The following is an 11,879-nucleotide window of genomic DNA, read 5'->3' as shown; positions in this document are numbered from 1 at the left end:
CTTCACTCTGTCGTGAGTGGCTCAGCCGGCCGGGGTGGGAACGTACGGCGCGAGTTCCGCCGCCAGCTCCTCGTGCACCCGGACCTTGAGCAGGGTGCCCTCCGCGGTGTGCTCCTCGGAGATCACCTCGCCCTCGTCGTGGGCGCGGGCGACCAGCTTTCCGTGGGTGTAGGGCACGAGCGCCTCGATCTCCACGGACGGGCGGGGCAGCTCGCTGTCGATCAGCGCGAGCAGCTCCGGAATGCCCCGGCCGGTGCGGGCCGAGACCGCGATGGAGCGCTTCTCCACCCGCAGCAGCCGCTGGAGCGTCAGCGGGTCGGCCGCGTCGGCCTTGTTGATCACCACGATCTCGGGTACGCCGGTGGCGCCGACGTCCCTGATCACCTCGCGTACGGCGGCCAGCTGCTCCTCCGGGACCGGGTGTGAACCGTCCACCACGTGCAGGATCAGGTCGGCGTCGCCGACCTCCTCCATCGTGGAGCGGAACGCCTCGACCAGGTGGTGCGGCAGGTGCCGGACGAAGCCGACCGTGTCGGCCAGCGTGTACAGCCGTCCGCTCGGGGTCTCGGCCCGGCGCACGGTCGGGTCGAGGGTCGCGAACAGGGCGTTCTCGACCAGGACGCCCGCGCCCGTGAGGCGGTTGAGCAGCGAGGACTTGCCGGCGTTGGTGTAGCCCGCGATGGCCACGGACGGCACCTTGTGGCGCTTGCGCTCCTGGCGCTTGATCTCGCGGCCGGTCTTCATCTCCGCGATCTCCCGGCGCATCTTCGCCATCTTCTCGCGGATCCGGCGCCGGTCCGTCTCGATCTTCGTCTCACCGGGGCCGCGGGTGGCGAGGCCGCCGCCCTTGCCGCCGCCCATCTGCCGGGACAGCGACTGACCCCAGCCGCGCAGTCGCGGCAGCATGTACTGCATCTGCGCGAGCGCGACCTGCGCCTTGCCCTCTCGGGACTTGGCGTGCTGGGCGAAGATGTCGAGGATCAGGGCCGTACGGTCGATGACCTTGACCTTGACGACGTCCTCGAGGTGGATCAGCTGACCAGGGCTGAGCTCTCCGTCGCAGATGACGGTGTCCGCGCCCGTGTCGAGCACGATGTCGCGCAGCTCCTCGGCCTTGCCGGAGCCGATGTAGGTGGCGGCGTCGGGCTTGTCGCGGCGCTGGATCACGCCGTCGAGGACGAGGGCGCCGGCCGTCTCCGCGAGGGCGGCGAGCTCGGCCAGGGAGTTCTCCGCGTCCTGCACGGTTCCCGAGGTCCACACCCCGACGAGCACGACCCGCTCCAGGCGGAGCTGCCGGTACTCGACCTCGGTGACGTCCTCGAGCTCGGTGGAGAGGCCGGCGACACGGCGCAGGGCCGCACGCTCGGAACGGTCGAGCTGATCGCCGTCCCGCTCTCCGTCGGTGTCGAGGCTCCAGGCGACGTCCTCTTCCATCAGGGCATCGGCCCGAAGACCCTCGGGATAGGTGTGCGCGAGGCGCTTGGTGTCCTGGGAAGGGGAAGAAGAGGAGGTCATTGGGTCCTTACGTCGTCGGTAAACCTTCTGTGGTGACGGAGCCGGTCCGTGGGACCCTCCGTCACTGTCCACAACGTCCGGGGCGCCCGGGAGATTCCCGTGTCCCGTACTGTGCGGACCTGACGATGGTCGCACGGTGCGGCCCCCACGTCACCGTGTTATTCCCGGCTCCCGCCCGGTCGACGCACGGGCGGGGCCGGCCGCCGGGCGGGCGTCGCGGACCGGGCCGCGGAGGTCCATTCCGGGTGACCGGGCATCGGCGGGGTCCTGGCCCCGTACAGCCAGTCGTGCAGGAAACCGGTCAGGTCGCGTCCGGCGACGTGGGACGCCAGCCGGACGAAGTCGGCGGTCGAGGCGGTTGCGTTCCGGTGACGGGTGACCCAGTCGCGCTCCAGGCGCTCGAAGGCGGCGCGGCCGATCTCCTCGCGCAGGGCGTACAGCACGAGCGCGGCGCCGGAGTAGACGTTCGGCCGGAAGATGCCGGTCTTCCGGCCGGGCTCCGGGGGCTTCGGCGCGGCGGGCGGTCCGCCGGCCGCGCGCCAGCCGTCGGACGCCGCGTAGGCGGCCTTCATCCGTGCGTCCAGGGAGCTGCCGCCCCGCTCCTGCGCGTACAGCGCCTCGTACCAGGTGGCGTGCCCCTCGTTGAGCCACAGGTCGGACCAGGTACGAGGGCTGACGCTGTCGCCGAACCACTGGTGGGCCAGCTCGTGCACCATGATCAACTCGACGTACCCCCGGCGGCCACGGGGTCGCTGGTGTGCCGGACGGTGATCCTGGTCCGCTCGCCCGCGTCCGGGTCGTCCGTGGGTGTGATCACCAGGTCCTCCCCGGCGGCGGCGAAGCCGGCCGGAGCTCCGTCGACCTCGACGGAGCGGACCTCCCCGTGGGCGAAGTCGAGGTTGATCCGGTCCAGGTCGGCGGTGAGACGGGTGTCGATCGTGGTGACGGCTTCGAGCGGCCGGTCGTTGCGGCCCGGGTAGTCGAGGGCGATGTCGTACGCCAGCACGTCGTATCCAGGGTTGCCCAGATGCGGGAAGAGCCGGTCCCCGATGCCGAGCGGGACGGCGGGGGTGTGCGCGGCGACCAGGCAGACGGAGACGGCGGAGGCGAGCAGCACGGCGACCGCCCGGCGCCTACGTGCGTGACCGCTCCCGGCGCGGGCGCTCCGCCCCCGGCCGGTCCCCCGGTGAGGTGCTCGGCCCCTAGGGCGGCGGCCGGGCGGCGACTGGCCGTGCGTGGACCGGCCCCGGGACGCGTGGCTGTCGGGCGCCTCGGGCCGGGAGCCGTGGTCCAGGGGCGGCCAGCCGTGCGGGCCGGGAACGTGGGGGATGAGCATTCCCCACGGCTATCAGCACGCGCGTGCGCGACGGTGACGGCGCACTTCCGACCCACCCGATCGGGTCATCACACCGCCACTCGGACGCTCCGGGCTCCGGTCAGACACCCGGGGCCTGCGGCTGGGCCCGGCTCACGTCGTACACGCCGGCCACGTTGCGCATCGCGCGCATGAGCGCGGGCAGGTGGGCGGCGTCCGGCAGCTGCACGGTGTAGGTGTGCCGCACCTGCTGCCGGTCCGGGGGTTCGACGGTCGCGGAGACGATCTCGGCGCCCTCGAGGGCCATGGCCTCGGTGAGGTCCGCGAGCAGATGCGGACGGACGAAGGACTCAGCGACCAGCGTGACCCGGCACTCGGCCCCTTCACCCCAGCGCACGCCCACCTCCGTGCGCCCCGCGCTCTTCATGCGCGCCACCCCGGCGCACTCGACCCGGTGCACGGTGACCGCGCCCCCGCGCACGGCGAAGCCGGTCACCTCGTCGGGCGGTACGGGCGTACAGCAGCCGGCGAGCCGTACGCTCGCGTCGGCCCGGTCGGCAAGGACCTGGGCGGTGGCGGGACGGCCAGAGGCCGGAGCGTGCGGAGCCGGTGACGGGCCGGGGTCGTCGGCGAGCGGCCGGGCGGCCTCCTCCGGTTCGGTCCCGGGTGCCTCGTCCGGTGCGGGGTGAGCGGTCAGCCACCGCTGGATGGCGATCCGCGCGGCGGGGGTGTGGGCGTGCTCCAGCCACTCCCGGGAGGGCTCGGAGGCCGCGTCCTGGCCCATCAGGAGCTGAACGGTGTCACCGTCCTCGAGGACGGTGCTCAGTGTCGCCAGCCGGCCGTTGACCCTGGCCCCGATGCACGCGTGGGCGTCCTCGCCGTACTGCGCGTAGGCGGCGTCCACGCAGGTCGCCCCCTCGGGCAGGCCCAGTGTGCCGCCGCCGGGGCGGAAGACGGTGATCTCACGGTCCTGGGCGAGGTCCTCACGCAGGGTGGACCAGAAGGTGTCGGGGTCGGGCGCGGCCCGCTGCCATTCCAGCAGCCGGGAGAGCCAGCCGGGCCGGGTGGGGTCGACGCGTTCGCCGTCGCCCGCGGACTGCTCCTCCGGCGGTGCGGCGTAGGGGTTGCCGAGGGCGACGACTCCGGCCTCGGCGGCCTTGTGCATCTGGTGGGTGCGGATGAGGACCTCGACGACCTGGCCGTCCGCAGCGGCCACGGCGGTGTGCAACGACTGGTACAGGTTGAACTTCGGTACGGCGATGAAGTCCTTGAACTCCGAGACCACGGGGGTCATGCAGGTGTGCAGCTCGCCCAGGACGCCGTAGCAGTCGGCGTCCTCGTTCACCAGCACCAGCAGCCGGCCGAAGTCGGCGCCGCGCAGCGCGCCGCGTCTGCGGGACACGCGGTGCACGGAGACGAAGTGGCGTGGTCGGATGAGGACTTCGGCGGCGATGTCGGCCTCGCGGAGCACCTTGCGCACGTCGTCGGCGACGTCGGCGAGCGGGTCGTCCGCGCGGGCGGCGTTGCGAACGATCAACTCGCGCGTGTGCTCGTACTCCCCGGGGTGGAGGATCGCGAAGACCAGGTCCTCCAGCTCCGTCTTGAGCGCCTGGACGCCGAGCCGTTCGGCGAGGGGGATCAGGACGTCACGTGTCACCTTGGCGATGCGTTCCTGCTTCTCGGGACGCATCACGCCGAGGGTGCGCATGTTGTGCAGCCGGTCGGCGAGTTTGATCGACATCACACGGACGTCGTTACCGGTGGCGACGAGCATCTTGCGGAAGGTCTCGGGCTCGGCGGCGGCGCCGTAGTCGACCTTCTCCAGCTTGGTGACGCCGTCGACGAGGTAGCGGACCTCCTCGCCGAACTGTTCGCCCACCTGATCCAGCGTCACGTCCGTGTCCTCGACCGTGTCGTGGAGCAGGGAGGCGGTCAACGTCGTGGTCTCCGCGCCGAGTTCGGCGAGGATCAGGGTCACCGCGAGCGGATGCGTGATGTACGGCTCACCGCTCTTGCGCATCTGGCCTCGGTGGGAGGACTCGGCCAGGAGGTAGGCGCGGCGCAGGGGTTCGAGGTCGGCGTCGGGGTGGTGGGCGCGGTGGGCGTCGACCACGTGCCCGATGGCGTCGGGGAGCCGGTCGCGGGCGGCGGGGCCGAGCAGCGCGGCACGGCCCAGCCGACGCAGGTCGAGCCGGGGGCGGGCCTTCCTGCGCGCCCCCGCGGGTGTGACGTGACCAGATGTCACAGAGCCTGGGGTCGCAGGATTCACGGCCTCCGCGTTCATGGGCACCTCCGGCTGCGTGGACCGGCGGACGGCGCGCCCCAGGGCGGACTCGGGCTCGGGGGCGGCGTTCGCTCCCCGTCCGGGCCGGTGCTTGATGCTACCGAGCTGGACCCCCTCGGGCTGACCGCCTCCGGCCGAGCGTGAAACGGATCACCCCTTCGAGCGAAGGTCGACCGGAGGTCCCTTTCACGCCATCGAATCCGCGACCTTCCATGATTTCGGGGGCGAGCACCCTCTCCATCCTTCGAATACATCCGGCAGACAGGGCGGAAGCTGCGATACCGAGACGGCACTCCGGTCAGCGCAGGGCGTTCTCCAGCCACTCGGGCTCGATCACGCCCTCGGCGACGATCACCGCCGGACCGGTCATCTCGATCTCGCCGTCGGGCCGCTCGGTGATCACGAGGGTCCCGCCGGGTACGTCCACGGTGTACGTCACCGGGGTGCCGGTGGCGCCCGGGTCGGCGCCGTCGCGGCGGGCGGTGGCCACGGCGACCGCGCACGCGCCCGTGCCGCAGGAGCGGGTCTCGCCGGACCCGCGCTCGTGCACCCGCAGCGCCACGTGCCGCGGGCCGCGGTCGACGACGAACTCCACGTTCACTCCGTCCGGGTAGGCGGACGAGGGGCTGAACGGGGGCGGGGCGAGGAGGTCGCCCGCGTGGGCGAGGTCGTCCACGAAGGTCACGGCGTGCGGGTTGCCCATGTTCACGTTCCGCGCGGGCCAGCTGCGTCCGCCGACGCTCACGGTGACGTCGCCCTCGGGGAGCAGCGCCCGGCCCATGCCGACGGTGACGTCTCCCTCCTTGGCGATGTGCACGCTCTTCACGCCCCCGCGCGTGGCGACCGTGATGTCCCCCTCGGACACGTGTCCCGCGTGCTGGAGGTAGCGCGCGAACACCCGCACTCCATTGCCGCACATCTCAGCGACCGAGCCGTCGCCGTTGCGGTAGTCCATGAACCACTCGGCCTGCGCCGCCATGCCCCGCGCGTCGGGGTGCGCCGCGGACCGCACCACGTGCAGCAATCCGTCGCCGCCGATGCCCGCGCGGCGGTCGCACAGGGCCGCGACGGCGGCCGGGGACAGGTCGATGGCGTTCTCGGGGTCCGGGACGATCACGAAGTCGTTCTCCGTGCCGTGTCCCTTGAGGAAGGCGATCCGCGTGCTCATTCCTCGATCGTAAGGCGTGCCGGTGACAGCACGTCGCCGTCGGCGGACCGGCGCACGCGGGAAGACGTCAGCGGAGCCTTGCCACCCGCCACACCGCCAGGGCCACCACCGCGGCGACCATCACGGTGTAGGCGGTCACGACCCGCCAGTCGGGTCTGCGCCCGGAGCCCCGGGGCGGCAGGCCCGGCCAGGTGGAGCCCGCCCTGCGGGCGGCCATCATGCCCCAGCCGGCCGCACAGGAGCAGATCAGCAGCCCCAGCATGGCGATCACGGCGCCGCTGTCACCGAAGTCGAAGGCGAGCGGGAAGGCGAACATCAGGGAGCCGAGCGCGGCCAGCCCGACGATGGGCGCTAGCTGCCAGATGCGCAGCCGGCGCTGCGGGCGCAGCTCGACCTCGACCTCGTCACCGCCCGCGAACATCTCGTCCGGCTCGGGGCCGTCGTCGGTCACGCCGCCCTGCGTCTCGTCCGGTCCGTCCGGACTGAGGCGGTCGGTCGTCTCCTGCTCCGGTGCACCCCGCTCGGTGGTGAGGTGTTCGGTGCCGTGTGCGGTGTCGCGAGGGCCGGCCTCCATCGCCACGCGCCCTCCCAACTAGGACTCCACTTGGTCGATCGAAGCTCGATGATGGCACGGCGCCACAGGCCCGGATGGCGGCCTGGGCGTCCCGATGCCAGGACGTGATCAGGCTGTAACCGGTCGTTCGACCAACGACAACGCGAGCTGCGGAAGTTCCGTCAGGTCCGCCGCGGCCCCACTCAACCAGTGCACCCGGGGATCGCGCCTGAACCATGAATCCTGACGGCGCGCGAAGCGCTTGGTGGCACGAACGGTCTCGGACCGCGCCTCCTCGAGGTTGCACTCCCCGGCGAGCGCCGCGAGCACCTGCTGGTAGCCGAGCGCGCGCGACGCCGTACGCCCCTGGCGCAACCCCTGCGCCTCCAGTGCGCGCACTTCCTCCACCAGACCGGCCTCCCACATCCGGTCGACCCGGCGGGCGATCCGCTCGTCCAGCTCGGGGCGGGCCACGTCGACGCCGATCTGGAGGGTGTCGTAGACCGAGTCGTGGCCCGGGAGGTTGGCCGTGAAGGGCCTTCCCGTGATCTCGATGACCTCCAGCGCGCGGACGATGCGGCGGCCGTTGCTCGGCAGGATCGCCCGCGCGGCCTCGGGGTCCGTCATGGCGAGGCGGGCGTGCAGCGCCCCCGGGCCACGCAGCGTGAGCTCCTCCTCCAGGCGGGCCCTGACCTCCGGGTCGGTGCCCGGGAACTCCAGGTTGTCGACGGCCCCGCGGACGTAGAGACCGGAACCGCCGACGAGGACGGGCCAACGCCCCTCCGCGAGCAGTGCGTCGATCCGCTCCCTGGCCAGCCGCTGGTACTCGGCGACGGACGCGGTGACGGTGACGTCCCAGATGTCGAGGAGGTGGTGCGGGACGCCGCCGCGCTCCTCGGGCGTCAGCTTGGCGGTGCCGATGTCCATCCCCCGGTAGAGCTGCATGGAGTCGGCGTTGACGACTTCGCCGCCGAGCCGCTGGGCCAGGAAGACGCCCAGATCGGACTTTCCGGCCGCGGTGGGTCCGACGACGGCGATGACGCGGGGGGCGAGGGGTGCGCTGCTCACTGATCCAGTCTCGCAAACCTCCCGCCCCGCTCTCGAACGGGTTACGTGACGCGGCGGTCATCGGGTCGTTGCCCGTTGCGAGGTTCCTGCCGCCGGAGCGCAGGGCGGTGGCCCGGGCCGCACGAGCGGGCGCACCGGGCAACGCGGGATTCCGCCCGCACGAGTAACGTATGGAGTGGACATGGGCGTTTTTGCACGGATTTTCCGGAGGTCGAAGGCCACGGAGGAGACGCGGACCGCCGAGGCCCGGGCCGGTGAAGCGGCGACCGGGGCAGGCCCGGAGAGCACGGCCGGGGCCGCGGAACCGAAGGGGCCGGCCGAGGCGCCGGAGACCGCTGGACCGGCGGAGCAGGAGGCCGGCGAGGCCACCGACACCGTCGAGATCCCGAAGCAGCAGTCCGCCGAGGCGGCCGGCACCGAGACTGGCGAGGGCGCCCGCACGTAGAGTGCCGCGAGGGAAGGTGCGTCATGGGTCTCCTGGACAACCTGAAGGCCAAACTCGACCCGGCCAAGGACAAGGTCTCCGGCCTCGCGCACCAGCACGAGGACAAGATCCGGCACGGCCTGGACAAAGCGGCGAGGACCGTCGACGAACGGACCAAGGGCAAGTACAGCGACCGGATCCAGACGGGTACGGGCAAGGCCAAGGGCGCCGTGGACCGGCTCGCGCACAGGAACGATCCCGGCTCGGGCGCGGGCGGCACGACCACGCCGCCGGCCGGGCCGCCGCCCGCTTCCTGAGCGGCACACCGACGGACGGCCGCAGAGCGCACCGAGGGCTCCCGGCCGTCCGACGCGTTCCGTCGGCGGTGTCCTCAGCGGCGTTGTCGTCGGCCGCCCGGAGCCGCCCCGATCCGAACGGCCGCCCCTACGCCCAGGTGGCCACGAGGTAGCCGACCCCGTAGGGGGCGTCCTCGTGGAGCAGCGTTCCCTCCAGGTCCGGGTTCCCTGCCGCCGCGCCGGCGAGCACCTGCCAGGGGGCCCGGCCGGACACCTTCAGTGCGCGCGCCAGTCCGGTGTCCAGCGCACGCAGGGCCCCGGTGTCGGCCGCGCCCAACGCGCGCGCGAGTTCCGCGTCGAAGGGGACCGCGCGCTCGTCGAGGTAGCCGGGCGACTTGAGCGTGCGGCACGCGCTGGCGTCGCCCATCACCAGCAGCGCGACCCGCTCCGCCCGGCCCGCGACGGCCTCCCCCTCCTCGGCGCACCGCTCGGCCGTGAGGGCCTCCCCCACCGCCAGCCCTTCCACGGGGGCGTCCGCCCATCCGGTGCGGCCCAGCAGCCAGGCACCCACCGCCAGCCCGGGCGGGAGCTCCCGCCCGGCCGGCCCGCCCCTGTCCGGTCCCAGCCGTACGTCCAGGCCGACGCCGAAGCCCCGGAAGGATCCTGGGGCGCCCTCCGGGTAGACCTCGGGCCCGGCGCCGTCTCCCGGTCCCACGACCACGAGCAGATCGGGCCGGGCGGCGGCGAGCACGCCCAGCGCGTCTGTGCACGCGGCCCGCACGGTGTCCAGCTCGGGGGCGGCCCCCGTGGCGACCTCCGGCACGAGCAGCGGCGGGCACGGGCAGACTGCGGCGGCGACAAGCATGATCAACAGCCTACTGCGGCGGCCCGGAACGACATCGCCGCCTCACGGACCGTCCGTGTCCCGGACGCGCTCCGCGAGGCCGTACCGCAGGTGGTGGGCGGCCCGGCGAACCGGTGCGTGCACGCCGTTCCGTACGGCCTGCGGCGTGCCTTCTCGTACGTTCCGCCGGAACGCGCGACCGGCCGGAGCGTGCCGCGCGGCTCCTCCACGGCGGCCCACTGAGCCATGCGCCCCGTCCCGGTTCGGTCAGTCGACGGCGCAGCCCCCGGTGACCGTCGGCAGCGGCTCGGGCACGCCCACCTTGGGCAGACCGAGCAGCACACCCGCGGGCTGCGCCGCCTTCTCGGTGTTCCGCTTCTCCCAGGCGTCACCCGCGCGGGTGCGGCGCACGTCGAGCACCGCGCCCTCGGCGAGGAGGTGGTGCGGAGCGGCGTACGTGACGGCGACGGTGACCACGTCGCCGGGGCGCACCTCCTGCTCCGGCTTGGTGAAGTGCACCAGGCGGTTGTCGGGGGCGCGGCCGGAGAGGCGGTGGGTGGCGCCGTCCTTGCGGCCCTCGCCCTCGGCGACCATCAGCTCCAGGGTGCGGCCGACCTGCTTCTTGTTCTCCTCCCAGGAGATCTCCTCCTGGAGGGCGACGAGCCGCTCGTAGCGCTCCTGGACGACCTTCTTGGGGATCTGGCCGTCCATCTCGGCGGCCGGGGTACCGGGGCGCTTGGAGTACTGGAAGGTGAACGCCTGGGCGAAGCGGGCCTCGCGCACGACGTGCAGGGTCTGCTCGAAGTCCTCCTCGGTCTCGCCCGGGAAGCCCACGATGATGTCGGTGGTGATCGCCGCGTGCGGGATGGCGGCACGGACCTTCTCGATGATGCCGAGGAAGCGCTCCTGCCGGTAGGAGCGGCGCATCGCCTTCAGCACCGGGTCGGAGCCGGACTGCAGCGGCATGTGCAGCTGCGGCATCACGTTCGGCGTCTCGGCCATGGCGGCGATGACGTCGTCGGTGAAGTCCCGCGGGTGCGGCGAGGTGAAGCGGACCCGCTCCAGGCCGTCGATCTTCCCGCAGGCCCGCAACAGCTTGCTGAACGCCTCACGGTCGCCGATGTCGGAGCCGTACGCGTTGACGTTCTGGCCGAGCAGGGTGATCTCGGAGACGCCCTCGGCGACCAGGGCCTCGATCTCGGCGAGGATGTCGCCGGGGCGGCGGTCCTTCTCCTTGCCGCGCAGCGCGGGGACGATGCAGAAGGTGCAGGTGTTGTTGCAGCCGACGGAGATGGACACCCAGGCCGCGTAGGCGCTCTCGCGCCGGGTGGGCAGCGTGGAGGGGAACGCCTCCAGCGACTCGGCGATCTCGACCTGCGCCTCCTCCTGCACGCGGGCGCGCTCCAGGAGGACGGGCAGCTTGCCGATGTTGTGCGTGCCGAAGACGACGTCGACCCAGGGGGCGCGCTTCACGATGGTGTCGCGGTCCTTCTGCGCGAGGCAGCCGCCGACCGCGATCTGCATGCCGGGGCGGCTCGCCTTCTTCGGGGCGAGGTGGCCGAGGTTGCCGTACAGCTTGTTGTCGGCGTTCTCCCGGACGGCGCAGGTGTTGAAGACGACGACGTCCGCGTCGCCGTCGGAGCCCTCGGGGGCGCGGACGTAGCCCGCGTCCTCCAGCAGCCCGGACAATCGCTCGGAGTCGTGGACGTTCATCTGGCACCCGTAGGTGCGTACTTCGTAGGTGCGCGTGCCGCCCACTGACTGGCTCCGGTCGATGCTGCTCATGCCCTAAGGGTAGGCGGTGCCGCGGACCGCCTCCGCCGCGTGGGCGACTCCCCGCCAGGCGGCTTCCTGGCCTGGCCGGGTGCGGACAGCGGGGGTGGCGTGACGGTTCCCTCCCAGCAGCGGCCGGAAGGCTCGGGGAACACGGACCGGCCGGCGCCGCTCAGGACGCCCCGCCCGGCACCCACCCCTGCCTCCGCAGCACCGCCGACACGTCCGGCGCCTCGTAGTGGTCCCCCTTGAGCACCTTGCCGTCGGCACGGCGACTGACCTGGCCGTCGGGTCCCAGCTTGGTCATGTTGGAGCGGTGCACCTCGGCGATCACCGCGTCGAGGTCGATCCCGTGGACCAGCGCCGTCCCGTACGCGACGTACACCACGTCGGCCAGCTCGTGCGCGAGCCGGTCGAGCGGCCCGGTCACCGACACCTCGCCCACCTCCCGGGCCTCCTCGGCCAACAGCTCACCGCGGTGCGCGGCGAGTTCCGGCGAGACCTCGGACGGTGTGTCCCTGGCGTCCAGCCCGAAGGCGCGGTGGAATTCACGGACCAGGTCGGCGGGCGAAGAACTCATGCCGCGACTGTAGCGGCCGCCTCCGGCCGCCCCGCTGTGAGCTCCGCCCTGGTCAGCGG

General features: G+C 72.7%; 10 protein-coding genes and 1 pseudogene. 2 read left to right on the top strand and 9 right to left on the bottom strand.

Annotation, left to right across the window (positions count from 1 at the left end; translation table 11 throughout):
* Window positions 1-21: 21 nt before the first annotated feature.
* From hflX to miaA, 6 genes and pseudogenes are all read right to left on the bottom strand, one after another.
* On the bottom strand, window positions 22-1,515 hold the full coding sequence (gene hflX, locus ACZ8ZB_RS25335; RefSeq protein WP_470739926.1) for a GTPase HflX: 1,494 nt from the start codon (window positions 1,513-1,515) through the stop codon (window positions 22-24).
* A gap of 158 nt (window positions 1,516-1,673) precedes the next feature.
* Window positions 1,674-2,632 (bottom strand): annotated as a pseudogene (locus ACZ8ZB_RS25330) (M1 family aminopeptidase).
* A 319-nt stretch (window positions 2,633-2,951) separates the two neighbouring features.
* On the bottom strand, window positions 2,952-5,114 hold the full coding sequence (locus ACZ8ZB_RS25325) for a RelA/SpoT family protein (RefSeq protein ID WP_470739925.1): 2,163 nt from the start codon (window positions 5,112-5,114) through the stop codon (window positions 2,952-2,954).
* Between the two features lie 298 nt (window positions 5,115-5,412).
* On the bottom strand, window positions 5,413-6,282 hold the full coding sequence (gene dapF, locus ACZ8ZB_RS25320) for a diaminopimelate epimerase (RefSeq protein WP_470739924.1): 870 nt from the start codon (window positions 6,280-6,282) through the stop codon (window positions 5,413-5,415).
* A gap of 67 nt (window positions 6,283-6,349) precedes the next feature.
* A complete protein-coding gene (locus ACZ8ZB_RS25315; protein WP_470741578.1) occupies window positions 6,350-6,856 on the bottom strand; it encodes a hypothetical protein in 507 nt (168 codons plus the stop codon).
* Between the two features lie 108 nt (window positions 6,857-6,964).
* A complete protein-coding gene (miaA, locus tag ACZ8ZB_RS25310) occupies window positions 6,965-7,903 on the bottom strand; it encodes a tRNA (adenosine(37)-N6)-dimethylallyltransferase MiaA (protein ID WP_470739923.1) in 939 nt (312 codons plus the stop codon).
* 181 nt (window positions 7,904-8,084) lie between these two features.
* Here miaA and ACZ8ZB_RS25305 point away from each other — a divergent pair, with 181 nt between their 5' ends.
* Together ACZ8ZB_RS25305 and ACZ8ZB_RS25300 are read left to right on the top strand one after the other, a co-directional pair.
* Complete coding sequence (locus ACZ8ZB_RS25305) at window positions 8,085-8,348, top strand: hypothetical protein (RefSeq protein ID WP_470739922.1); 264 nt, start codon at window positions 8,085-8,087, stop codon at window positions 8,346-8,348.
* 23 nt (window positions 8,349-8,371) lie between these two features.
* Entirely contained in the window at window positions 8,372-8,644 is a 273-nt protein-coding gene (locus tag ACZ8ZB_RS25300; RefSeq protein WP_470739921.1) for an antitoxin, read from the top strand.
* 127 nt (window positions 8,645-8,771) lie between these two features.
* On the opposite strand, the gene ACZ8ZB_RS25295 is transcribed toward ACZ8ZB_RS25300, so the two are convergent.
* The 3 genes from ACZ8ZB_RS25295 to ACZ8ZB_RS25285 all read right to left on the bottom strand — a co-directional run bounded on the left by ACZ8ZB_RS25295 (window position 8,772) and on the right by ACZ8ZB_RS25285 (window position 11,820).
* Window positions 8,772-9,488, bottom strand: coding sequence for a class III extradiol dioxygenase subunit B-like domain-containing protein (locus ACZ8ZB_RS25295; protein ID WP_470739920.1), 717 nt, complete (start codon window positions 9,486-9,488; stop codon window positions 8,772-8,774).
* Window positions 9,489-9,734: 246 nt separating this feature from the next.
* The gene (gene miaB / locus ACZ8ZB_RS25290) at window positions 9,735-11,252 is read right to left on the bottom strand and encodes a tRNA (N6-isopentenyl adenosine(37)-C2)-methylthiotransferase MiaB (protein ID WP_470739919.1); all 1,518 of its coding nucleotides are present in this window, start codon (window positions 11,250-11,252) and stop codon (window positions 9,735-9,737) included.
* A gap of 160 nt (window positions 11,253-11,412) precedes the next feature.
* Window positions 11,413-11,820, bottom strand: a complete 408-nt coding sequence (locus ACZ8ZB_RS25285; protein WP_470739918.1) for a pyrophosphohydrolase domain-containing protein — start codon at window positions 11,818-11,820, stop codon at window positions 11,413-11,415.
* Window positions 11,821-11,879 lie beyond the last annotated feature (59 nt).

Source organism: Streptomyces sp. 12E (assembly GCF_055633275.1).
This window is presented reverse-complemented; position numbering and strand designations above follow the sequence as displayed.

What these genes read in the sequence shown, in the direction of transcription:
- hflX (WP_470739926.1), bottom strand. Translation starts at nt 1,515, where the DNA reads ATGACCTCCTCTTCTTCCCCTTCCCAGGACACCAAGCGCCTCGCGCAC.
- ACZ8ZB_RS25325 (WP_470739925.1), bottom strand. Translation starts at nt 5,114, where the DNA reads ATGAACGCGGAGGCCGTGAATCCTGCGACCCCAGGCTCTGTGACATCT.
- dapF (WP_470739924.1), bottom strand. Translation starts at nt 6,282, where the DNA reads ATGAGCACGCGGATCGCCTTCCTCAAGGGACACGGCACGGAGAACGAC.
- ACZ8ZB_RS25315 (WP_470741578.1), bottom strand. Translation starts at nt 6,856, where the DNA reads ATGGAGGCCGGCCCTCGCGACACCGCACACGGCACCGAACACCTCACC.
- ACZ8ZB_RS25305 (WP_470739922.1), top strand. Translation starts at nt 8,085, where the DNA reads ATGGGCGTTTTTGCACGGATTTTCCGGAGGTCGAAGGCCACGGAGGAG.
- ACZ8ZB_RS25300 (WP_470739921.1), top strand. Translation starts at nt 8,372, where the DNA reads ATGGGTCTCCTGGACAACCTGAAGGCCAAACTCGACCCGGCCAAGGAC.
- ACZ8ZB_RS25295 (WP_470739920.1), bottom strand. Translation starts at nt 9,488, where the DNA reads ATGCTTGTCGCCGCCGCAGTCTGCCCGTGCCCGCCGCTGCTCGTGCCG.
- miaB (WP_470739919.1), bottom strand. Translation starts at nt 11,252, where the DNA reads ATGAGCAGCATCGACCGGAGCCAGTCAGTGGGCGGCACGCGCACCTAC.
- ACZ8ZB_RS25285 (WP_470739918.1), bottom strand. Translation starts at nt 11,820, where the DNA reads ATGAGTTCTTCGCCCGCCGACCTGGTCCGTGAATTCCACCGCGCCTTC.